This is a genomic window from Microbacterium algihabitans (genome assembly GCF_032464975.1).
GTDB lineage: Bacteria > Actinomycetota > Actinomycetes > Actinomycetales > Microbacteriaceae > Microbacterium > Microbacterium algihabitans.
On sequence record NZ_JAWDIU010000008.1, the window covers coordinates 107,186 to 128,820 of the forward strand.

24 protein-coding genes are annotated in these 21,635 nt (G+C 63.3%); 12 read left to right on the plus strand and 12 right to left on the minus strand.

The genetic code is table 11. The annotated features are described in order from the left end of the window. Window positions 1-209 precede the first annotated feature (209 nt). The 3 genes from RWH43_RS17305 to RWH43_RS17685 all read right to left on the minus strand — a co-directional run bounded on the left by RWH43_RS17305 (window position 210) and on the right by RWH43_RS17685 (window position 3,353). Complete coding sequence (locus RWH43_RS17305) at window positions 210-1,223, minus strand: hypothetical protein (RefSeq protein ID WP_316002114.1); 1,014 nt, start codon at window positions 1,221-1,223, stop codon at window positions 210-212. A gap of 1,096 nt (window positions 1,224-2,319) precedes the next feature. Beyond that, the gene (locus tag RWH43_RS17310; RefSeq protein ID WP_316002115.1) at window positions 2,320-3,039 is read right to left on the minus strand and encodes a DUF6338 family protein; all 720 of its coding nucleotides are present in this window, start codon (window positions 3,037-3,039) and stop codon (window positions 2,320-2,322) included. 59 nt (window positions 3,040-3,098) lie between these two features. Continuing rightward, window positions 3,099-3,353, minus strand: coding sequence for a DUF3892 domain-containing protein (locus tag RWH43_RS17685; protein ID WP_367575766.1), 255 nt, complete (start codon window positions 3,351-3,353; stop codon window positions 3,099-3,101). Window positions 3,354-3,671: 318 nt separating this feature from the next. Between RWH43_RS17685 and RWH43_RS17315 the strand changes: the two genes are divergently transcribed. From RWH43_RS17315 to RWH43_RS17335, 5 genes are all read left to right on the plus strand, one after another. Continuing rightward, on the plus strand, window positions 3,672-3,935 hold the full coding sequence (locus RWH43_RS17315; protein ID WP_316002116.1) for an antitoxin VbhA family protein: 264 nt from the start codon (window positions 3,672-3,674) through the stop codon (window positions 3,933-3,935). A gap of 58 nt (window positions 3,936-3,993) precedes the next feature. Next, on the plus strand, window positions 3,994-4,467 hold the full coding sequence (locus RWH43_RS17320) for a helix-turn-helix domain-containing protein (RefSeq protein WP_316002117.1): 474 nt from the start codon (window positions 3,994-3,996) through the stop codon (window positions 4,465-4,467). A 46-nt stretch (window positions 4,468-4,513) separates the two neighbouring features. After that, window positions 4,514-5,587: a zeta toxin family protein gene (locus RWH43_RS17325; RefSeq protein ID WP_316002118.1), complete on the plus strand. Its 1,074-nt coding sequence runs from the start codon at window positions 4,514-4,516 to the stop codon at window positions 5,585-5,587. Beyond that, entirely contained in the window at window positions 5,584-6,177 is a 594-nt protein-coding gene (locus RWH43_RS17330; protein WP_316002119.1) for a recombinase family protein, read from the plus strand. Before RWH43_RS17325 ends, RWH43_RS17330 begins: the two co-directional genes overlap by 4 nt. 65 nt (window positions 6,178-6,242) lie before the next feature. Next, the gene (locus RWH43_RS17335) at window positions 6,243-6,965 is read left to right on the plus strand and encodes a hypothetical protein (RefSeq protein WP_316002120.1); all 723 of its coding nucleotides are present in this window, start codon (window positions 6,243-6,245) and stop codon (window positions 6,963-6,965) included. Between the two features lie 231 nt (window positions 6,966-7,196). Here RWH43_RS17335 and RWH43_RS17340 read toward each other — a convergent pair whose 3' ends face one another. Further along, window positions 7,197-7,583, minus strand: coding sequence for a hypothetical protein (locus RWH43_RS17340; protein ID WP_316002121.1), 387 nt, complete (start codon window positions 7,581-7,583; stop codon window positions 7,197-7,199). Between the two features lie 309 nt (window positions 7,584-7,892). On the opposite strand from RWH43_RS17340, the gene mobC reads away from it, so the two are divergent. The 3 genes from mobC to RWH43_RS17355 are packed head-to-tail and all read left to right on the plus strand — an operon-like array spanning window position 7,893 to window position 10,825. Then, entirely contained in the window at window positions 7,893-8,237 is a 345-nt protein-coding gene (gene mobC, locus RWH43_RS17345; RefSeq protein WP_316002122.1) for a plasmid mobilization relaxosome protein MobC, read from the plus strand. Next, entirely contained in the window at window positions 8,237-9,967 is a 1,731-nt protein-coding gene (locus RWH43_RS17350; protein ID WP_316002123.1) for a relaxase/mobilization nuclease domain-containing protein, read from the plus strand. Before mobC ends, RWH43_RS17350 begins: the two co-directional genes overlap by 1 nt. A gap of 12 nt (window positions 9,968-9,979) precedes the next feature. Then, on the plus strand, window positions 9,980-10,825 hold the full coding sequence (locus RWH43_RS17355; protein ID WP_316002124.1) for a hypothetical protein: 846 nt from the start codon (window positions 9,980-9,982) through the stop codon (window positions 10,823-10,825). On the opposite strand, the gene RWH43_RS17360 is transcribed toward RWH43_RS17355, so the two are convergent. Beyond that, the gene (locus RWH43_RS17360; RefSeq protein ID WP_316002125.1) at window positions 10,814-12,745 is read right to left on the minus strand and encodes a sensor histidine kinase; all 1,932 of its coding nucleotides are present in this window, start codon (window positions 12,743-12,745) and stop codon (window positions 10,814-10,816) included. The genes RWH43_RS17355 and RWH43_RS17360 overlap by 12 nt on opposite strands. A 116-nt stretch (window positions 12,746-12,861) precedes the next feature. Here RWH43_RS17360 and RWH43_RS17365 point away from each other — a divergent pair, with 116 nt between their 5' ends. Then, window positions 12,862-13,233 (plus strand): response regulator transcription factor, encoded by a 372-nt coding sequence (locus tag RWH43_RS17365; protein WP_316002126.1) that lies wholly within the window; start codon window positions 12,862-12,864, stop codon window positions 13,231-13,233. Between the two features lie 157 nt (window positions 13,234-13,390). Here the strand turns inward: RWH43_RS17365 and RWH43_RS17370 are convergent, their stop codons facing one another. The 6 genes from RWH43_RS17370 to RWH43_RS17395 all read right to left on the minus strand — a co-directional run bounded on the left by RWH43_RS17370 (window position 13,391) and on the right by RWH43_RS17395 (window position 17,852). Further along, complete coding sequence (locus tag RWH43_RS17370) at window positions 13,391-13,852, minus strand: BLUF domain-containing protein (protein ID WP_316002127.1); 462 nt, start codon at window positions 13,850-13,852, stop codon at window positions 13,391-13,393. A 1,612-nt stretch (window positions 13,853-15,464) separates the two neighbouring features. Beyond that, window positions 15,465-15,797, minus strand: a complete 333-nt coding sequence (locus RWH43_RS17375) for a histone-like nucleoid-structuring protein Lsr2 (protein ID WP_316002128.1) — start codon at window positions 15,795-15,797, stop codon at window positions 15,465-15,467. 85 nt (window positions 15,798-15,882) lie between these two features. Further along, entirely contained in the window at window positions 15,883-16,287 is a 405-nt protein-coding gene (locus RWH43_RS17380) for a DUF5684 domain-containing protein (RefSeq protein ID WP_316002129.1), read from the minus strand. 327 nt (window positions 16,288-16,614) lie between these two features. Then, a complete protein-coding gene (locus tag RWH43_RS17385; protein WP_316002130.1) occupies window positions 16,615-16,794 on the minus strand; it encodes a hypothetical protein in 180 nt (59 codons plus the stop codon). A gap of 337 nt (window positions 16,795-17,131) precedes the next feature. Beyond that, entirely contained in the window at window positions 17,132-17,416 is a 285-nt protein-coding gene (locus tag RWH43_RS17390) for a DUF7882 family protein (protein WP_316002131.1), read from the minus strand. 52 nt (window positions 17,417-17,468) lie between these two features. After that, window positions 17,469-17,852, minus strand: a complete 384-nt coding sequence (locus RWH43_RS17395; protein ID WP_316002132.1) for a hypothetical protein — start codon at window positions 17,850-17,852, stop codon at window positions 17,469-17,471. Between the two features lie 355 nt (window positions 17,853-18,207). On the opposite strand from RWH43_RS17395, the gene RWH43_RS17400 reads away from it, so the two are divergent. After that, on the plus strand, window positions 18,208-18,813 hold the full coding sequence (locus RWH43_RS17400) for a sigma-70 family RNA polymerase sigma factor (RefSeq protein ID WP_316002133.1): 606 nt from the start codon (window positions 18,208-18,210) through the stop codon (window positions 18,811-18,813). 187 nt (window positions 18,814-19,000) lie between these two features. Then, on the plus strand, window positions 19,001-19,135 hold the full coding sequence (locus RWH43_RS17405) for a hypothetical protein (protein ID WP_316002134.1): 135 nt from the start codon (window positions 19,001-19,003) through the stop codon (window positions 19,133-19,135). A 209-nt stretch (window positions 19,136-19,344) separates the two neighbouring features. Here the strand turns inward: RWH43_RS17405 and RWH43_RS17410 are convergent, their stop codons facing one another. Beyond that, complete coding sequence (locus RWH43_RS17410; RefSeq protein WP_316002135.1) at window positions 19,345-20,691, minus strand: DUF2254 domain-containing protein; 1,347 nt, start codon at window positions 20,689-20,691, stop codon at window positions 19,345-19,347. 105 nt (window positions 20,692-20,796) lie between these two features. Between RWH43_RS17410 and RWH43_RS17415 the strand changes: the two genes are divergently transcribed. Next, window positions 20,797-21,336 (plus strand): DUF421 domain-containing protein, encoded by a 540-nt coding sequence (locus RWH43_RS17415; protein ID WP_316002136.1) that lies wholly within the window; start codon window positions 20,797-20,799, stop codon window positions 21,334-21,336. The last annotated feature ends 299 nt before the right edge of the window (window positions 21,337-21,635 follow it).

Genomic DNA, 21,635 nt, shown 5'->3' on the forward strand with positions numbered 1-21,635 from the left:
CACAAAACACAACGGCGTCCAGCAAAATCTTAGAAAGCTCTAATGGACTGGACGAAGGACATGACACAAGCCACTTTGGGTACGCCACCGAGAGCTCTGAAGGTAGCCACTCTTGGCCATTCTTGTCCGGACAGACCATCACCGCGGAGTTTGTTGACAGGGCGCGCCGCTCTCGACCAGATGGACCCCCTTGGGACACACCGCTGCTCCTACTCGATGTGCGGCGCCGGGGCGAGAGAGACGGCGTCGTCGAAGCTGTCCCTATCGCTCTCTACGAGACCATCGGACGAGAGCGAAATTTCAGACTGAACGGAAATAACGTCGTCGGTGTGCAGCAGGTCTTGCTGCGACATGTTGCGGATGGCTCCAAGGACTGCCAAGACCGGGTACTCAGCTCGCACTCGAAGCTCCTCGGTAATGAACCTGTCCTCCGCGTCGGGCAGGTCAATGCGGGAAGGTTGCAGGGCGTCAGCCCTGAGAAACGCGCGCACCAAGTAGAAGCTCTTGTAGTACAGCTCGCTGAACCCGCCGTCGTATGGCAGTGGGAGTCGGATGAGGTGCAAGCGATCGTCGAACCGTGGCTCGTCTCTCACATTCTCCTGGGGGTAGATACCAAGGCGTAGCCCCGAGGCTCCTTCCAGCCCATTAGAACGAGTCTTCACTGTGGTACCTACCCATCTGTCACTGGCTGGGTTTCCGAGGAACAAGTCGGCCTTCCAGATCCCTGCGAAGGAACGCGGCAACTTCTCGCCCCGCCCCTTAGCGCGAAACGCTTCAATGATGTCGGGGATATGACGCTGCAGCTTCGGAGGCTGCCCCCGCTGGCCGAGGTACAACCGAGAGTCAGGCGTGAGGGCGTCGGTGACGGACTCCAGGATGGGAATTCGTCCGTCCTTCTCCGGACCGAACAAGATCGAATCTGCCCCGCCGCTGATCCCGCAGTGCGCCTCGAGCACTTCGCTCGCTAGCGGCCAGATCGAAGGATGCCGCACGGCGATAGCTTCGTGGACGGTCCACTCAAAGCAGATCCCTGCGTCGCCGGAGCCCTCGCGGAACTCGCGGGCTAGGTCCACCAAGGTAATCGCGTCGTACCCACCTAAGCGATGCACCCTCGCTTGTTTCAGCGAGTACAAAATGGCCTCCAGAACCGGGGCCACCATCGCAAATTTCGCCATCACCGGGTCGGCTACTTCGGCCGTTTGAAAGCTCCGCATCGTCCGCATAAGGCTGAGGGTAGTGGTAAGCGTTTGGATGGGGCGCGCGGCACAAAGTACGCGGACACCTAGGCGGTTCCTTCACCCGCGAGGTTCGCGGGCGGCATCGGCTTTACCGACTGACGGGACCCTCGTACACTCAACCCGCTGGGACTGTGCTGGACGCGCCCCAGGATGGTGCGAAATAGATGGGTTATGCACCGTCGGACGCGCTGCCCGCACCTGGGTCCTCCGGCGAGTCCGCCAGGTGCGCGCATTCTGTGATGGCTTGCAGCAGAAGTTTCACCTGTTTGGTCCGGTGTTCGAGCCCGGTCATGAGCCCTATCGAGTAGGTGCCCTGCGCACGTACGTCGACGCGGGTGCTCTCTGTGCTGGTTGCGGTGAGCGAGATGCTTGCTGGGCCCATGCGCCACGGGAGAGTCAGCCGTGGTGCCAGAACCGCCCCGTCTTCACGTTGCTCTACGAGGGTGTATCTCCCGTGTCTGCGCACGGCCTCTGCGATGACGCGGGGTGCTTGCGCAATCGGCACCCGGATCAAGATCCACCCGACGGCGGTGCCTCCGTCTGGGCTTCCAAGGTGCATTTCCGGGGCTGCTGGCACGCCTAGACGCTAGACCCGAAGGGGCCGTTCTTGGTAGCTCTTCCTTCTCTCGTGCAGCGATGTACACATTCCGACCACGGGGCGGAACCGATCAGTTTTGCGTCCCCAGGGCACAAAGCTGAAGGCGTCCAGGTGGCGGTTTGGTGCCGTCCATCAATCAGCCTCTGTCTTCGGCTGCTCCTGAGTCGCCAGCCCCGTCCTGTGGCCCCTGCGTAGGGGGCTTCACACTCGTTGAGGGATCCATAAGGGGCCGCAGGCCGAACATGCCTGTTTCGCCGCGAGGCTTGGGTAGCGTCGGACCGTCGTTCTTGCGAGTCATCTTCATCTAATCCGACGACGCGCCCGAGTCGCCCGCACCATCGGACGGACCGCTCGACGGCGGTTTGATGGCAGGACGCGGCGAGCTCCCGTTGGTCGGTTTCGCGCCTTCTTGAAAAGGCTTAGGCGACGACCCGTGAGACAGGGAATCGTTGTAGTTTTTGTCGTCTGTCATCAGACTGCTCCTTACGTGTTGGCAGGCTCGAAGGCTATCCACTCGACGATGCAATCGTCGGTGATGGGTACCCACACTCCTAGGGAGTCTTTCATTGGCCTAACAAACTTCCCCTTCGGATCCATGTGCCACTGATGGGCGATGAAGATGTCTCGATCGAACGGGTATGTGCTGATGTACCCGCTCGCGTCGAACCAACCACCTACGTAGACGCCCGTGTTCGTTTTCACTCGCACAAATCGGGGGTAGTCGGCGCCATATGCAGAGTGATCCCAGGCCCGAGGCGTCGGTTGGTTCCGATTGACCGGCTTGGTCTCTGTCTTCGCAACGCCGTCAGAGTCGACTGTTGTCACCTTGGTCCGCCAGTTCAACAGGGCTCCGAGGAGACCCGGAAGACCGACGAGGAGGACCATACTCAGCACTGCCGTCACGACGCCAGGAGTGGTAGCCCAACTTGTTTCGACCCATCGTCTCGCGGCGTCGAGAGAGCCGTCTCCTGTCCAGATGCCGGCTATCGACACGCCAATGACGAAGATGCCGACGTAGACGACGATGAAGATTGCGCTTACGTAGAGCGCTTCCAGTAACCGCGATCCCGCTCCGTGATCGGGCGTTCGCCACCCCACAAACCAGGTTCGAACGGTGACAAAACTGAAACCCGGAACGAGCATGGCAATGAAGATGAGCGCTTGGGGTAAAGAATCCGGCACCGTCACATCGGAAACATACACGCTGGGTGAGCGTGCCGCTGAGGCGCCGGGGCAGGAGCTTGACGAGGGAGCGGGGTGGGTCAACACATCTTCAAATCGTCCAGGTTGTTCTTGGTGGTCCCGTCCCAATTGGTTCGCAGGTACGGTCCCGTGGGCCCGTTGACCACTTCGATTTGCGCCACGGACCCATTCGTAAGAGGCACATAGAAGGAGTGGAGGCCGATCTGTATGTAGTAGATGGCGGTGGCCTTCTCGTAGCTACCCCATGATCCACCGATGGAGACTACGTCGCCCTGCGCGTTCTTTGTTGCACATGTCACTGCGTACTCGGTCACCTGATCACAACTCCCTCGCTAAGTATGTGGACATGCTAGCGATTCATTGTCCGAACGGTACTGCCTCTCACTACATCACCTTCGACTGTCGAGAGCGGTCCTCGTGATCTTGAGCGGAGTTGCGGCGTCGAATTGTAGGTTTCGTCATCGGCGTGAATCCGATCGGTTTCGCACCACGCGCAGGCCCGTCGACGAGGTGCCGGAATCTTGCGGATTGCCGACGTGCAAAAACCCGTTGCAAAACTGAGTTTGGCGCGAAAGCCGGTAGAGCCCTTATGCATCGTTCGGCAGAATCGGTGAGGACCGAGGGGAGCCGCAGTGGCCGAGTCGCAGATGAGGATCGAGCAGCGGTACCCGGAGTTGTTCGTGCAACTCGACGACAAGCAGCGTCGCGCCGTGGTGCAGTCGCTCGCCGCCGGCTGGCATGAGGGCTTCAATTCCACTCGTGAAGACGTCGAAAACATCACCGACTACGCGCGTGGCGCGATCGACGCGGACGAGTACGACCGCCGTTCGGACGCCGCAGCGCACCGCGCGGCTGAGGTGGCTCGACGTGCCGCTGGCGTTATGGGCGCGAGCTGAGGCATCTCTATAGCTCCGGCTATAAATTGGGTATGCTGGGAGTGAGAGGGGGGAAGACATGACAACCATCGAAACTTCCGCAGGGGAGGCCGTGCGGGCGACGTTGAAGGCCCGTCACCGTCGTGAGATTGGTGAGCTGGACTACCGGCGGGGTGTCATCGTCTTGGACCGGCAGGGCTTGTCCCAGACGCGTATCGCCCAGCTTCTCGGGGTGAAGCAGCCGACCATCCACCGGGTAATCGAGCGGGCGAAGTCGGTCCCGATGCCGCGGGACGGGTTTTCCGGTGCGGACCCCTTCGAAATTTGCGAGCGTTATGCCGCCGACGTGATCGACCGGACGCAACTCGTCGATGAGCTGACGCGGTGGAACTATGCCCCCCGTGGAACCCTTGCGACCGAGCTGGACGACCTGATCGTCGATCCGGCAGGCTCATTCGGTGACGTGGAGCGTGCCCTACGCCAGGGGTTGATCGACGATGACGTGTTCGATGAGGTTGCCGACCGCATCGAGGCGCAGACCGCTGTCGCGTGAGCCCTGAGGGACGCCAGCGTCACATCGATCTGGTGCGGGGCTGTCCATGGCGGGCGGCGTCCTCGAAAAGGACGCGCCCACCGCGACGATCAACAACCGTGAGTGGTTCCGGTCGAACGGCTCACCGCGGCCTGAGCGTCGCGCGCTGCACGACCAGCTCTACGCCGAGGTTCGCGCTCAGTTCCGCGAGGCTCGCCAGGATGCCCGCGCGCTCGTGCTTGCCGGCCCTCCGGGGGCCGGCAAGGGAAGCGTGGCGGAGAAAGTGCTGGGGGAGGAGATATCCCAGTTCGTGAACGTCGACGCGGACGAGTGCAAGAAGCTCCTGCTGCGTGAGGCAATCGCGGACGGCAGCTACGAGTCAGCCATCAAGCCGCTTGAGGTTCGCGAGATGGAAGGGACGGGGGAGACGTTCTACCCGTTGGAGCTCGCGTCGCTTGTGCACACCGAATCGAGCCGGCTCGCAGCGGCACTTCGGGAAGACCTGATCGCGGAGAAGACGAACGTAGTCGTTGACACGGTGCTCGGTGACGAGACGTCCGCGGACGGCTTGGCCGAACAATTGACCCGCGCCGGGTATGAGGTGACGGTGATCGACGTCGAGGTGCCCTACCTCGTGTCGGAGGACCGCATCAAAATGCGTTGGCAGCAAGCCATGGCGGAGGCCGAGGCCGGTAAGGCCGGCGCGCTCGGTGGACGATGGGTGCCGAGCACGTACGCTCGACCGCTGTTCGACACTGGGCATGGCCGCTCGAAGTCGCAGGACATCGCGGCACGGTTGGCTGAGACGTGTCCGAACGTGCTGCGCTACGAACGCCATTTCACGAGCTTGGACGAGCACCGATCAGCGCTTCGCGAGGGCCGGCGAGCCGAGCCGGTGAGGGAAGTCGAGAAGATTCGCGCCAAGACCGGCGCGCCCCTCATCGACCATACGAGAGACTCATCCTCAGCGGCGCCTGATCCGCTCGCTGACGTCCGAGCCGTCATCAGCGGCAGCTACCAGCGTTCTCCGAAGGAGGAGACCAGGGGCACCGGCCAGAGCGGCCAGCAGCCGCCCCAGGCGCGCCGCAGCGGCTCCGGGTACATGTCCGACCGATTCCCGACAGGAGGGCTCGAGAAATGACGAAGGTGATCGGGTACGCCCGTGTCTCACGTCGGGAGCAGAACCCCGAGGCGCAGGAGGCCGAACTGCGCGCGGCCGGCGCTACCCGTGTGTTAGTCGACCACGGCGAGTTCAGCCGCATCGCTGCGCGCCCACAGTGGGCCGCGTGCCTCGACTACCTCCGCGAGGGCGACACTCTTTTGGTGCGCCGCCTCGACCGTCTCGGTGGCAGCGAACGGATCATCCTCGACACACTGAACGAGCTGCGCGAACGCGGCATCGATATTCGCTCTCTGACCGAACCGCAGATCGACACGACCACTCCGATGGGCCGTGCCCTGTTCGGGATCGTCGCCGTGTTTGCAGAGCTGCGCGTTGACACGATCCGGGAGAACACGCAGCGCGGCATGGATCACGCCCGCGCGCAGGGCAAGGCGATCGGGCGACCGTCGAAGCTGAGCGCTGACCAGCTCTCTGAGCTGCGCCGGATGCGCGAGGAAGACGGGGCGAGTTTCGCGTATATCGGGAAGGTGCTCGGCGTCGACAAATCGACCGCTTCACGCGCATACGCGGATCTCGCGCGGTACGCAGAGCAAATCAGGCAGTCGTGATCGCATCGGCTCCTTCCACAGCCGTGTGGCCACCCGATTGGTCATCCTTCCTCCCAGATTCGCTAGTGGCGATCTTCACTGGCGTCGTCGTCGGCGTCGTGGTGGTGCTTTATGAGAGGGGTCTGAGTGACCGCCGCGCAGCTCGTGAAGTCACCAAAGCTCAACAGCGGGTCGTCGAAGCAATGCAGCCTCGGATGGACGATCCGCTCATCTACGACTCATCCTCTTTGAAGCTTGCTGACACTCGTATTCGGCAGGTTACCGAGCAGGTCGAGATGGTTCCGCCTGGGCCGCCCGAGTACGTCGTGCCGGGGTACTGGATGCTGCTCGCCGTGCTCCAACAGGCCGATGAATTGGAACGTGCAGCCGACCGTCTGGACAAAGTTCCGACGACGGAACTTGAGTCGGACAACCGGCGGTTCGTCACGGCGCGCGGGGAGGTGAGTCGCATGGCCGGTGGCCCGCTCTTCACCTACCCGTCTACCGCGAATGAGGCACCGCCGGTGCTTCCTAGTGGCTTTCTCGACCAGCCGTCCGTGCAACTAGCCGTGAAGGGCTACGTACATCAGAGGGTCTTGTTGGATGCTGCGCGAACAGCCTTCCTGGATCCGGACATGCACTGGCGTGGAGAAGCGTGGAGGATCCAGCTGTACCAGTTCAAGGACGCGCCCGTTCCCCTATTTCCGAAGTGGTGGCGAGCGTGGAGAGCTTCACGCGATCGAGCGAAGGCGCGAGCCGCAGCGGACGAGCTCGCTGTGAGCATCATGCATGACAGTGATCCGTCATAGATTCCGCCGCGACAGTGGTGAAAGGTTGCTCATCACCACTCTTTCCCCGTCTCCCTGATACATGGCGCCCTTGACGGGGTGTTGGGCTGTGACACAATCCCGGGCATCAGGGGAGGGGGAGTCCTCCCAGCGAGGCCGCGGAGCGGTCGGGCAACTAGGGTCCCGCTGTCCACCTGTGGGCGGGTGGAGCCCGTAGGTAGCTCGGGCCGTCCACAGGTGGTCAGGGGTACGTCAGCCGCCGTACGACTGACCCTCGCCGCCGTTCGCGGCGGCGTCGGCCGGCGGCGTCGCCGCGGCCTCACTTGACGTCGACTTGCGTGCCTGGCGCTTGCGCGGTGCGCGCTTCTGCGCCGCCTCCGCAAAGCCGATCTTGCGCAGCTCGGCGGGCGTCCAACCGGCGTCGATCGTGGCGCTGTAGGCGCGGGCGTCGTCGCGTTCGGCGGCGGCGACCTTCTCGCGTTCCTCGCGCTCAACCTCAGCGATCCGCGCCGCGGACGCGTCGCGCACGTCCGCGAGGTTCTGCCGAGATTCGGCCAGCTCGCGAACCGACGTCAGTCGATCGTCAAGTGCGCGCTGAGCGCGCTCGATTGCTTCCTGGGGGGAGAGTTCCTTAGCCATCCACGCAGCCTACGGATGCTGCGCTGTCGCGCGACGTTCCTCGCGCCTGCAGCAGGACTTTCGCGGCGAAGCCGCGACCACTCCCGGTTGTTGCCGTGAGCGACCTCGAATCGTTTTTTTGGGCGGAGCAAGCTATATGGTTATGTGCCATAACCGGGCTTGACCTCTCGACTTGCGTCGAAAGGTGCGGCACACTTGAGGTGTGCGGTCCCCGCAGGGGCGGGGTCGCTGCGCTGGGCCGAAGGGAGGGTACGCATGTCCAATGAGATGCCTACGCCTCGTCCTTCCGAGCGTCGTCGACGCGGGAACGTGGCCGGCGGTCGTGTGGCGCGTCACGTCGTGACGGCCAGCCCCGAGGAGGAGGGCGCGCTGTTGCGCCTGGCCCTCGCTCAGGGCGTGACGATCCCGCGTCTTCTCGTCGAGAGTGCGCTCGCTTTGGATGCCGGCGAGACGGCATCCGAGCGCCGCGCGACGATCACGAAGCTGTACGAGCTGCACCGGCTTCTCGCCGCTATCTCGAACAACGTCAATCAGATCGCGAAGGTCACCAACGCCACCCGCGAGCTGCACCCCGAGACGTCTGCGACGCTCGCCGCGGTGCGCAAGACGGCGATGCGGATCGATGCGCTGACCGACGAGTTGAGCCTGACGTGATGCCGAACATCACGCGGGGTGATCGCATGTCGGGCCTCGTGACGTATCTCGTCGGTGGCGGTCGCCACAACGAGCACACCGAGCCGCACCTTGTGGCGGGTGACGATGCGCTCATGGCCTGGTACGACGACGCCGAGCTGAGCCGCGAAAGCGGTCTGGCGATCGCGCGTCACCTGGACCGCCCTCACAAGCAGCTCGGGGTCGATGTCAAGGGCGGTCACGTCTGGCACGCCTCCCTCTCGCTGCGCGCCGAGGAGGGCGTCAAGACCGACGCTGAATGGAACGCGATCGCGACCGATTTTGTCGCGGCGATGGGGTTCGATGACAACGACGGCACCAAGGCACCGTGCCGGTGGGTTGCCGTCCGTCATGGCTTGTCGAAGTCCGGTAACGACCACGTGCACATCGCCGTGAACCTCGTGCGCGAAGACGGCACGAAGGCATCGACTCACCTCGACTACGTGTGCGCGCAGAAGGCCGCACGCGCGCTCGAAGTGAAGCACGGCCTAGAGCTGTTGGAATCGTCGAAGGGCGAGCGCGCGACGCGCGGTTTCAGCCCCGCCGAACAGGCCAAGGTCGAAGAGCGTTCTGCGCTGTTCGCACAGCGGAAGTACGAAGCGCACGCCGAGAAGAGCGGTGGCGACGTCACGCCGTGGCACCAGCTCGACCCGCGCGAACGACAGACCCGGATCACCGCCGAGATTCGCCTCAATGCACCGCGCAACGACCTCGCCCGCAAGGTCCGCGCGTGCGCGAGCGCGAGCGAGAACGAAGCCGAGTTCGTGCGTCGTCTGCGCCGCTCCGGTGTCGTCGTTCGACCCCGCTACGCGGACGGTCAGACGGACGTCATCACCGGGTACTCGGTGGCCGCGAGGCCGGCACCGGGGGAGCGTCCGATTTGGTACGGCGGCGGTCACATGGGCCGCGACCTCACTCTGCCGCGACTGCGTGCCGAGTGGCCGGACAGTCCGACCGGCGCGATGGACGCCGCGGCCGAGTGGAACGCGGCCAAGCGCAACCAGCGACCCGCTGCACCGGGACGCGAGACGACCGAGCCCGACCCCGAACTGTGGGATCGGTACACCGCGGAGCTGGGCGAGCTGCGGGAGATTCTGCGGTTGGTTCCGCTGGACGACCGCGACACCTGGGCGCGCGTCGCACGGCAGACGTCTGGCGCATTCGCGGCATGGTCCAACGCCGTCGAGGACGTACCCGGCGACCTCGCCGCGGCATCCGATGAGCTGGCGAAGTCGGCGCAGACCTACCGCGGCCACACCAAGCCCCAGAAGGCGGGGCGAGTGTCAGCCGGCGGCGCTGCGATGCTCCTCGCCAGCGCCGTGCGAGGCGGGCAGGGAACCGCAGCACAAGCCGCCATGCTGCGTCAGCTCATGAACCTCACTCAAGCGGTCAATGACGCCGCCAAGGCCGCGCAGCAAGCACGCCATGCGGAAGCGATCGCCACCGACATTCGCGCCCGTCTCGTGCGCGTGCGCGCGGCCCTGCCGGAGACGTCGACGACGGCCACCGCGGCCACGGCCACGAAGACCGAACCGCGCCGCATCGACATGTCCGCAGTGATCGACGAAGCCACGCGCGAGGCGCTGGACAAGATGAACCGGGCCGAGGAGAACCGTCGCAAGAGAACGACCACGCCGCTCCCGTCGACGATCGAACCGACCCGACCCCGCACGAGCACAACCTCGCGGCCCGACCGAGGCCCGGAACTTTGATAGGAGCACGTCATGGCCGATGAGAGCGACGGCATTTCCGAAGCGTTCGAGGGGCAGCTTCGCGTCGCGGTGACCGCCGCCAGCCGCGTGGGCGAAATCATTGCCCGACAGCGCGAGGAGGCAGCTCGACGGGCACAGGCCGAGAGCCAGCAGCAAGCGCGCGAGCTGGCATCCCGGTTCGCCGCCGAACGACAGTCGGCGCGCGCCCAGCTCAGCGGCGTCTATCGCACCGACTGGTGGGAGCGCGCGACCCCCGAGCAGATCGGTACGACGCTCGCCACGGCGCGCGCGTGGGGTAACGAAGACCCTGAGGCTGTGCGTGCCGAAGCGCATATGCGCGACGAGCTGCGCACCCGCTACGGCCTCGACTTCGCCCAGGCCGGCGGCGACCCTCAGGCGGTGCAAGCAGCCGTCGACGCCGAGCTGTTGCGCCGGCAGTCGGAGACGGAACGCCAGCGCGGCACCGGGGAGGAGGCCGAGGCGGCGCTCTTGATGCGCGAAGCCGACCGCGCCGACCGTCAGACCGAGTCCGCAGACCAGCGCGCCGAGAACGCCCCCGAGGGCTCCGACGAGCGCACCCAGGCACGCGAGGAGGCCCAATTGCACGAGCGCACGGCCGCGACCGCTCGCCCCGAGGCTGGCCCCAAATACGACTCCCCAGAACGGCGCGAGAACGACGCGAACCAGCTCAAAGCCAAGGGCATCGACAAGGAGGCCGTGGCCGCGAAGATGAGCGCCGACGCAGGCAACGCCAAGCCGGCGGCGGAAGCCATCAAGGGCGCGCCGACGTCGGCGACCAGGGCAAAGTCGGCGCGCTCGGCCGCGGCGCGCCTGCAGCGTTCCGAGTTAGGACGCTGAGCGCCCGGCTAGGTGCCTTGGTAGCTGGACGCGTGCGGTGAGGCCTTGAGGGGAGTTGTTGAGGAGGGTGAGCTTCCCGCTATTTGCTTCGATCGCGTCTCGAGCGATGCCGAGACCGAGACCGGTGCCGGGGATGCCCTGGGTAACGGCACTGCTGGAACGATAGAAGCGATCAAATGCCCGCGCGAGTTCCTCGTCGTTCATTCCGGGGCCGGAGTCGGAGACGTCGATGATCACCGTGTCTTGGGAGAGGGAGAGGACGATCTTTACCTGACCGCCGCTTGGGGTGAACTTCACGGCGTTAGCCACCAAGTTTGCTAAGCCGCGTCGCAACTCTGACTCCGAGCCTCTTGTAGCCAGTCCTGCGGGCCCTGAAGCGGCGAGGGTCACTCCTCGGCTGGTCGCTTCGTGGTTTAGGTCGTCGACGGTGTCTTTAATGATCTTTGTCAGGTCGAGTTCCGCGTGTGTCTGCTTGGGGGAGCGGGGGTGGGTCGCGGTCAGTACATCTTGCACGAGTGTGAACAAGCGGTCCGCGTTGCGCTGGACAACGGTGAGGTATCCGCGCTGGTCGTCGTCGACCGCGACGTCAAGCGCCTCTTCTGTGTAGCCGATGATGGACGTGAGCGGGGTGCGCAGCTCATGGGTCACCGAGGCGACGAAGAGGTCGTGCTTCTCGTTTAGTTGTCGGAGGCGCTCGCTTGTTTCGCGTTCCTGGCGTAGCTGTTCGTCGGCCGCTCGCCGCGCGGCCTGCACTGCGCTCAAGTTCATGATGGTCACGAGGATGACTCGGTCATTCGCGGTGTCAGGAAGCTCTTCAGCCACGACGCTCAGTGGTGCTGCGTCATCCCACGTTCGTTCCACCTTTTCCTGCGACCTCAGAACTTCTAGACACATGCGGTGAAGGTATGCACCCTCGACAATGAGGTGGTGCCCGTTGTGGCGTCGAAATGATGTCGGCATCAGCTCAATAGCGGTGGCGTTGACATCGAGGACCCCGAATGTCTCGTGCTCAGTGTCTCGGAGGACGACGTACCCGGTGCCTGCGCGGGCGAAGGCCTGCCCCATGAGCGCGGTGGAGGCGGCGAGGTGCTCGGCGTTGCTGTCACGTTCATTGCGCACGGCGGCGATGAAGACGCACATCGCTGTGTTAGCGATGACATAAATTTCGATCATGGCCACGATGCTGATCGAGCCCTCCACCGCAGAAAACGGTCCGCCGCCCATCCCCGTCGATGCAAGCGCCACGGCATTGACAATGACGACCTGCACGAGCGCCGTCGACATCGAAAGTGAGAACGCTGCCCATGCCAAGAATGGAAGCGGTAAGAAAGAGAAGGCCTGTTCCTGCGAAGGCCAGAACGCCAGCAGAGCGGCCGCGGTCGTCGCGGCATAGCTCAGCACAACGACACGAACTCTTTCGGTTGTTCGGCGTCGTCGGCTGATAACGAAGAACGGGACGATGAGCACGATTGCGCTGGTGGTACCGGCTGCAACTTGCAGTGCTCCGCTGAGAGCCACGTCGACGTTCGAATTCGTTAGACGCGCCGTGAACACAGCTCCCGCGATCGCGGCGCCGCCCAGCACGATGCCAAATGTCAAACGCGCGGCATCGCTCACAGTGAATAGGCGAGGTCGATCCTGCGCGTCTACCGCGAAGCGGCGGATCAACCAGCACTGCGCCGTGATGCCAACGGCACCCGCGACCGCCACCAGCACGGGCCGATGCGCGAGAACTGATGCCAGACCCGTCGACACCAAGACCACAGTGAGGACGATAGACAATTCACGACGTTTGGCGATGATCGCCGCGGCAGCGGCGAAGCCGGCCGGCGGCCACCACGACGCCAGGCGCTGCTCGCCACTACTGATCTGCGTGAAAATGAACGCAAGAATCACGGCAACCGTCAACAGCGTGATCATAACTGCCAGCCGCCTCGGTCGAGGGGCTCCGCGTAGGCGGTACGCGAGGTTGTTCAGTGGCACGGGTAGTCCCTCAGGCCGGTACACTCAGCCCATTCGGAAGGGCGGCGTAGGTAATGGCCTCAATCGTAGTAATAGATGATGACCGCGATATCGCGGACCTCGTCGCGGTATACCTGCGACGGGATGGTCACGACCTTCACGTTGCCCACTCTGGAGTGGACGGACTGGCTGCGATCCGTGAGATCAGGCCTGCGCTGGCGGTCGTGGACTGGATGATGCCCGAACTCGACGGTATCGATGTGGCACATGCCGTGCGGGACGAACCTGCCCTCGACCGGACGGCGCTGCTGATGGTGAGCGCCCGCAGCTCACCTGATGATATCGAAGTGGCTCGAAGTGCCGGATTCGCGGCAGTGGTCAGTAAACCTTTCCGCCGCCTCGAACTGCTCGAAGTGGCCGGGGAACTCCTCCGTCACGCCTCGTGACGTTCGCTGGTGTGATCCACGCCAATGGCGCCGCGGACCCCACCACGCCGCTCGCTGCGCGCGTTTCCCACGCTGTCGCCACACGTTTTGGTGCCGTCGATGCCAACGATAGGCAAGCCCCGAGCGTCTCGGTGCGGCTGACTGTTTCGACAGCAGGCTAGTCGTCGCCGGTCGCTTTGCGGTTACGAGCCCGGAACCAGATGGTGAGCTCGCGTAGCGCCCGCTGCACCACCACACTGTCGTCATCTTCCAGGTCGTCAAAGGTGCTGCGGAAACCCCGAGGCACCGTACCCGGGGACGCCGTCATCAACTCGTACCCCATAGTCCACTCGGCGAAGCTGCGGCGACGAATCTTCTGCACCACAAGAAAGTGGACGTTCTCATGTCGGGGATCTTTGACGATACGGCCGAGCAGGTCCCGCGTGACGTCCTCGGGTCCCTCAAGCACCTGCAGAAAGCGACCGTCGCGGTAGACGAGCATCCCAGTTACGCCGATCGCCTCATTGCGAGCGCGACTAGCGGTCAGTAACTCGCTTAGCTTCAATTCACTGTGCGGCTGGGCGGCATCACTCACGTATGCCACAGACAGCAACTGCTCACTCGTCATCAAGTCCTCCATCGGCAGTTCCTAGCGGGCCCCGGCCAGCGCAGCCATTGCCTCCGTCAGCGCGGAAAAGCTGCCCACGGCGCCAGACGACAAGTCAAACGCCGTATAGGAACCGTCACTGCCCCGGTCGATGTACCCCACGAAGTCGCCAAATCGACTACCAATGTAGAACCCCTCATCGACCTGAGACCAGGTCACCCAAGTACTTCGCTTCACAATGGCTCGTCTCTGCCGGTCCAACCTCGGCCTCCTCACCATGAGACCATCTGCACGGCTGGCAGAAAAACAGTTGACAGGTTGAGTAACGTGATCGCACGCAGACGTTGCCTCATTGTGGCGTAAGAGGAAGCACTGGTTCGACCGGCGGTGCCTGCGTGTGAGGGGCGGGACAAATTTTCGGAGGCGCAGTTGGCCGGTCGATTCCTGAGGGGCTGCGCGGGGAGAAAGAGTACGAACGCCCGAACGGCTGAGGAAGCCACCCTCAGAACAGCCGCTGCTCAGGGGACAGAATCCGCCAGGCTTCGGCTCGGCAGTGACGCCGCCTCCAGGCTCGCTATGAAGACTCATGGCGGTTCTTGTCGGCAGCAAGTTGAGACGCGACAGCGTCGGCCTCCTCCAATACGACTTCAGGCCAGAGCTATACAACGACGACCGGGGACGAACGTTCCGACGGGGCAGCGGTGCCAGACGATCACAACGGAAACGACACGCTCGACTGCGCCCCACACCCTCGACGCGCGAGCTCCAACGGCTGTTTCTCGAACAGCGCCGGGCACACGCCACCGCTTTCGAACGACATGCGCATGTGCACAATAGGCCTCGGCGGAGTCTCAAATCAACCCAACGGGCGCGGCCGTGAAGCATTTGAAATCCTCGACCGGTGCCTCCCGCTCACGAGATCCCTCAGCTTCGCCGCGCCCTGGCCTCTCGTCGTTCATCCGAGGGGGACGGCAACCGCGCGGCGCCCGGAACGTCAGTGATCATCGGGGACTGGCGGCTGGCGACGGCGGCATACGGGCGAGCGCGGATCGGACACATGCTGCATCAATTGCGTCAGGTAGGTCAGCACCTCGACCCGAGTGCCTGCATCATTCCTCGGGGGACGAATGTGCGCATATCCGATGCGTTGTTCGTCATCACCGCGCATCTCGAGAGCACGCACCGATGGCAACCGGATGAGACAAACCTGCTCACCATCGAACCCGACCCTTCGGGAACGATGACGACGATGGATACTGGGCAACCGGGAAGAGCCCGCGGGTGATTTTTCCCACGTGGGCGGCTACTCGGCGGTGACCAGGAACTCCGACAGTGCCGGGCGGGAATCTGCGTCGACAAGTGACTGAAGGTGGCTGGCGCGCGATTTCTATCCCCACGCCTGCGGCAGAGCCTATTGCGAGGGTCACGGCCACTGGCGGGCGCTGCCGCCATAGTCACGTCCTGCGTGATCTACGTGCAAGCAATGGTCGGTGAACGGTTACTGCGCGGGTGCGGTATAGGTTTTTATAGGTGGGCGGCTCGGGTACGTCCACGGCCGTCGGGTCGCGTCCCAATCTGGGTGAGAGGCTGGCTTCGTCTCCGCGACTCGACGGCACCCTAATGTCCGGGGAGTCAGCCGTATGACTCAGTTTGCGTTGTTGTAGGCCTCGATGACTTCGTGGGGTACGCGCCCGCGTGAGCTCACGGTGTAGCCGTTGTCGCCCGCCCACGCGCGAATAGCCGCGAGGTTCTGGCGAGAGGGGGCCGTTTGATTACGACGCGCCGTGCCACGCTCGCTCCTCGACGGACGGCCAGCGGAAATGTAAGGGGCGAATGCGTCACGCAACTGTTGCGCGTTGTCGGCGGACAAGTCAATTTCGTATGCGCGACCGTCGACGGAGAAGGTCAGGGTTTCTGCGTCTTCGATGACGGTTCCGTCGAGGTCGTCGACCGTTTGGGTGATGTACTTTGTGGCCATCACGCCACCTTAGAACATGCCGGCGTCTGCCTTGTTCGGCCGCGCATGGGCAGGAAGGTAAGCGGCCTGCCCATGCGGTGAACGATTAGATGCGGGCGTGGTCGTGAGTATCGCGGGAGTAGCTGATGATGAAGTATCCGATGAGGGAGAACAGCCACAGCAGGATGACGCTGAAGAGGGCTCCGTGGCCGAATGCTCGCCCCAGGCGCAGGGCGACGATGATGGCGAAAACAATGTTGACGATGGGGACGAGATATAGCAGGGTCCACCAGGCCGACAGTCCTGCAGCGCGGACAATGAAGAACGCCGCAACGACGGGGATCAGTGCCGTCCATCCGGGCTGGCCGGCCTTTTTGAGGAAAGGCCAGACGGCTGCGACGAACAGGATGTATCCGATGATGCCGCCGATAGTGCTGGAGGTGGTCGCTCCGGAACTGTCGGCGGTTTGCATGTCCGCAAGGAGCGGCACAACGTGCGAAAGAGTGAACATAACGCGAGTTTAGAGACAAGCACCGACGATGCCCGTAACGTGGCTCACCCCCCCCCAACATGACGGAGCGATCCATGCCTCAGCGCCGCATCATCACCCACGCATACCGACTACCGGGCGGTTGGCAGAAGCACGCTCATCAGCTCCTGACACCAGAGACTGTCGAAGAGCTGCGTGGCCTCGGGTTCACGCTATTGCGTACGAGGCGGCGCTGGCATCGACCGTCGGAGCTTTCGATCGCGCAATACCTTCGCAGTCACCGCCAGTGACCTGTCAGCGCGTGGTCCTTTTGTGCGCTGCCTCGGGCTATATCGGTCCGATCGCGTTCTACGAGGGACGCTCGAGCAGAAGACGGTCAGCTTGGTCTCGAAGGTCATCAAGGATCGCCCGCATCCGCGTCTCGTAGTCAGTGCCAGTGCCTTGGAAAAAGTCGTCGAACGCGAGGGTTGCGAGTCGCACGACCTCGCTCAGATCCTCGACATTCATGCGTAAGGAGAGTTCATCCATGCTGCCAATCTTGTGGCACGGCGTGCGAAACACCCGAGAAAGCCCAAACCCCACTATTGCCGACATGTTCCTCCGGGTGGTCAGCTATACCGGCGTCGCTTGAGCTTCGCCATGCAAGCGTCTCGGAATCGATCCTGATAGGCGGCGAAGTACGCGGCCTCACGTTCTCGCCGCTGCAGGAGCGTTGAACCGGCTGACGGCTCCCTCGGGCCGAGGAAGTTTCCCGAGAGCACGTTAATGAGCGGAACTGGAAGCGGCTCTTCTTCATGCCCCCAGGGCACGGGTTCAGCACATGGGTTGCTTTTGAAGGCGCCGTGGCTCTTCGTACGGCAGCGGGTTAGGTCGTCGACGCGAGAAGGAGCCCGTTGGGCCCGCTGGCGTCATGCATCATCTGCTCGATTAGTTGGCTGTCGAGCTGCGGTGCACGGCTGCCGTAGAACTGCATCACGATCGGGGTGGCTGGGTGCATCCAGATGCTCAAGGTTCCCTGATCGGGGTGTGGGGCCATGAGCATGAATGGTTCCTGCCGACGCAGCTTGTTCATGATGACGACGCGCAAGTGTGAGAGCAGGCGGTCCTCGATGTCGAGGACGTGGCGCTCTTGGTAGATCAATCGGCCCAACGGGGCTCCTCAGGTAATCGGGCGGGTGCAGGGGAGTCGTGGAGGTGGTCTGTCAGGTCCTGTGATGGTGCCCGCTTTGGCGATCCCATTCCAGCGATTTCCACTGCAGGAAGGTGCAGAGGTTTCCTGCTACGACGAGTTCGGCAGCGAGGCTGGCGAGGACGTGGTGAGGCATTGTCTCATCGTGTTCGGTGGCCGAGAGCGTGAGGTGCCAGATTGGCTCGTCGTACCCGGCGGGCTCGAGGTAGATGGACCCCTCAGCGTGGACCAGTCCCACGACGACAAGGCCTGTGTCGCGGCCCTCTGAGTCCTCTTGGTCGACGATACGAATATTGCTCGCCACGAGGTACCCCAAGTCGACAAATTCCGCGACCCACTGCTGAAGTCTCGCGCGGCTACGCCGCGGCGGAGAGTCTTCGATCTCTTCGGCTGGCACGAGACGAGCCTATTGTTTCACGCCCGTTGATTGTTTATCTGCCCCGACCTGACGTCCCGGGTGGGAGGAGCTGGCGCTCGGGTTGCCGTCATGGCCGTGATTGGCGTTGTGGGAGATAGGGACGATGTTAGCCGATGGCTGCTGCAACTTGACGTTGCGATAGCCCCGAGCGTGGTCGTGGATATCGTCGGCACCATCTTGGCATCCGTGTTCGCCCTTCACGCTCGAGCGCTTCGCCGCTCAATCCACGCATGGACGCATGTTTGCGTCGGCGGCTGAAGACCCACCTGACAGTACCTACGCGGGCGAATAGCGAGTCTCCCTCTTCGGTGGTCGCATCTGTCAAGATCAGCCCATGGCCGAAGAACTCCGACGCTGCGACCAGCAGCGCGACACGGCTTCCACTCAACTCAGCGGCTTGATGCTGGCGGTCGCGACGGGAGACACCGCAGCCTTCGCGCGGGTTTACGACCTCACCGCCGCGCAGGTTTTCGCGGTAACTATCCGAGTATTGAAAAACCGCGCCCTGGCAGAAGAGGTGCTGCAGGAGGTCTATCTCTACGTCTGGCAGAACTCTTCGAAATTCGTGGCCACCAGAGGAACCGTGGGCGCCTGGATCAGCATCATCGCTCACCGACGCGCAGTGGACTCCGTTCGGGCGACTGAAGCCTCTGGCAAACGAGACTGGCGAGAGGGCACACGCTTGGCTCAGGGCGATGTCGACGACTCCTATGACCGGGTGGACAACCATGCTGAGCTGCAACATCTCACCGATGCGCTCTCACGCCTGTCGGCTGAGCAACGCCAGTATCTCGATCTCGCGTACGGGGCGGGTCTCAGCCAGGCAGGTATCGCGGCTCACACCGGGGTGCCCCTCGGGACAGTCAAGTCCCGGACACGAAGCGCGCTGAGAGAGCTACGCAGGTGTCTTCACAACAATCCGGTCTTCGGCACAGATTGACGTTCACGCGCGCTCCAAGCCCTGGCCACCTGGACGAATCCTCCAACTCCTCCATCTGCGAAGGCCACGCACGACAATGCCCCAGCGTCCCTTGAGACTGACGCCGGGCCGTTTTGCTGCTCCTGGGGGCCTTAGCGTCGACGGGATGAGCGAGAGAGGTGACCTGCTGGTTGTTGATACGGCGTAGGTGCTTCTGAGTCCCGCCGACATCATTGCCAAGATCGGTTTCGGCGCCCTCATCCACAAGGTCGTCAAACTCCGCACCGCCGACGACCTTGCCGCCGGCATCGACACCCGCACGTCGGTCCTGTCTGGAGGTTGAGCCGAGTGAGTGCTCCACCAATGGAACGCCCGTCGGCGCATTGATAACCGTGTCCGGACTCCTCTCGCTTGCATCACGGTCCCTGTCTTTGCCTCAGTCAGTAGCACGTGGCGACTCAGTTTGACCGGTGGTAACGCCGGCGGCATTGCCCACACGATCTTTGCTGACCCGCGGGCCGAACACGCCGGTGACGGGAGGCAACTTGAGTCTCATTTGTCGGCGCCTCGTGAAAGGAAGACAAGGATCTTGTCCAGAGACCCAAGCGTTGCGGAAGCGTCAAAGGGTGCCGGGTTGGTGGCGAGGTGTGCAGTTCGAAAAGCGGTCACTTCCTCACGCAACCACTGCCGATCGGGGGGTGCCGTTACAGATGCAATCCGTTGGAGCAGCTGGGAGGCGGCTCGGACGACGAGCGGGTGCTGCATCCCGTAGGTACGAATGGCTTGGAGGGTGTCAGCGATGACCTCGGGAGGTGTGGGCCATTCGCATATGACACGCAATTCTCCGTCCTTACCGGGTACTCGGTTACTGGCAGGGGGCCGTGTGCACAGGGTGACCAGAGCTGAGCTGAGTGCGTCGATTGCTGCGACTGCGGTGTAGGGGTCGTTGGTTCCGGACGCGAGTCCGCGGACTCCGATTTCGGTGAGGCCCTGCGCGGCGAAGAGGAGGTCTTGGTGGGGGGTGCGGGGTGAGTCGATCGAGATCGCGGACATCACCTTTTTTGTGCTGTCTTCCGCGTCGGTTTGCTGTTGATTGGGGCGTGATCCGGCACGTTTGTCGCTTGTCTTGGCGTTGAGGGATTCCGCGATGGGTTGCCCCTCGAGGACGTAGGTTCCTGGCGGGGTGAGGACCCGGATGATGGTGCGGTTTGATTCAGCGAACTCAATAAGGTTGTCGATGTCGACGTACTGGACGTACCCCGCAGCGGCGGCGGCGAAAGTTTCCTCCACCCAGAGGTCTTCGAGCGGTAACGGCGCGGCGGTCCGGCCAGGCTCTTTGGGGTACAGGAGGTCGATAACGGCAAGGAGCTCCTGAAGGACTCTGGTTTGTAGTGTGGTCACTTGCACGGAGCTGGCGATGTGGTGGATGAAATACACCAATACGGCGACGTCGACGAGCGCCAGGATCACGGCGAACGTCACCGCAATGACAGGAACGAAGGCGGAGGTCGAGTCTTGCTCTGTCCGCACCGCCCTGAGCACAACCAAGGTGTATAGGAAAGTTGAGGTCAGCACGGCGAGAACTAGCTGATTGCCGCGGTCGGCCATGAAGTTGCGTACTAGACGAGGGCCGTAGGCGGACGACGTGGTCGCGAGCACGGATATGGTGATCGAGAATGATGTCGCTGCGACCCCGAGCATGGTCCCGCCGATGACCGTCAAAATTGCGCGCCCGCCGGTGGCTGACAGATCAGTGATCAGGGGGATCGAACGGATCCCGTGCGCTAGCAGCAACCGGTCAACTTCGGTCAGGCCCAGCGCGAGAAGGACGGCGCCCAGCCCGAACAGAGTTGGCAGAAACCAGAACGACTCACGTGCATGCAAAAACCAGGTGCGCATTCCCGCAGGGTAACGGCGAAACCACGTGGCGGAATCCTGTTGACTCGGTTGGTAGGAGTCGACGTATCGTCAGCTCAACGCCCCGTCGACCGCACAGCTCCTGGTGTGCGCGCCGATCAGCGCAACGTGGAGGTGCAGTCGATGTGGTTTGACTCGTGGTTTGATCTAATCCGGATCGTGCTGGTGGGGACCGCGTCATACGCGTCGCTAGTAGCGATCCTGCGTATCTCGGGCAAACGCACCCTGGCACAGCTGAATGCATTCGATCTGATCGTCACAGTGGCCCTCGGGTCGACATTCGCGACCATTCTGCTTAGCTCCGATGTGTCTTGGACAGAGGGCATCGTCGCCATGCTGCTGCTCGTAGGCCTGCAGCTGGCGGTCGCGTGGGCCTCGACCCGGTGGCACGCCGCACGCGCTCTTGTGGCAGCGGCTCCTCTCGCGGTGCTCAGATCAGGGGAATTCTGCTCCGCAGCGATGCGGCGCCACCGCCTGACTGAAGCCGAGATCATGCAGGCCGTCCGCGCCGCTGGCCACGGTGATCTCAGCTCGATCGCAATTGTCATCCTCGAAACCAACGGCACGATCAGTGTCATCCCCAAAACGGCCCGCGGAGACGGGACAGCGCTACGTGACGTCACGTAAGGGCGTCCGTCCCTCCCCTCTTTGTCTGAACCTTGGTTCTCCCGGCAGGCAGAGCAGTATCGCCAGCTGCGCAGCACGCGTTCGACGCGAGCGCTCATCGCAACCCAACCACGTGAGCACGGCCCGCGGGGGGAAAGCAAGGGCGTCCGCGACGTCAGACGAGCTGCGAGCTCTGCGGCCCCGCCATCTTCTATCGTCATGACGGCTCGCCCCGAGATTTCGCGCAACGTCAAGACGCCAAGGGTGGAGCTCGCGGATGTCGGTGTCAATAAGCCCGGTGCCAGTTTTGCCGGCACTAT